This window comes from Psychrobacter sp. 1U2 (assembly GCF_051847575.1).
Genome location: NZ_JBPYDC010001505.1, coordinates 1 through 587, shown reverse-complemented (window position 1 = coordinate 587; position 587 = coordinate 1). Strand labels below are relative to the sequence as shown.

Annotated in this window: 1 protein-coding gene; it reads right to left on the bottom strand. The window is 40.9% G+C overall.

Annotated elements, in window-relative coordinates:
* Positions 1–161: 161 nt before the first annotated feature.
* Positions 162–587, bottom strand: a 426-nt coding sequence (locus tag ACS8FD_RS22870) for an NRDE family protein (protein ID WP_439277544.1), incomplete at its 5' end; no start/stop codon positions are given.

The window sequence follows — 587 nt, the reverse complement described above, 5'->3', positions numbered from 1 at the left end:
CTTTGCAAGAGCTGGCACGCGAATTACCCCTTAGACAAGAGCTAATTATTCCTGAGCAAAATAATCATTTACTGATGGAATAATTGGACCATTTAATCCAAAACGCATTACAGATGCTCACATGAATATCTAGAACATTTAGATATTCATGTGAGCATTTTTTATTGCAGATTTGAATGATAATCAAATTCGCGACTAATAATATTCGCAGTAACTTTTGTATTCTTGGCATCATTACGTAGCGTCAAAATACTTTGCGTGCGAGTCCCATAAGTTGGTACATTTTTTTCTGTATCATCAAAAGCAACAGGCTTGATATAAACAGAAGACAGCATCTGCTCAATCTCTGCAGCCATACCAGTATTTGGTAGCTTATCTGCTGGCGCTGGAGTATTGTCTGACAACACACTGAGAGCAGCATCTCGCCAGTACTCAAACGAGTTATCTTCTGCAATTAGCGGCAGTACTTCTTGACGTAGCCGACCACGCAAGCGCTCAGTCTTAAACCAGCTATCTTCTGGCTGACCATTAGAAAGAACATGCAAGCCTGCATACAAGGGTGTTGGTGCATGGCCGCGATTATTAAC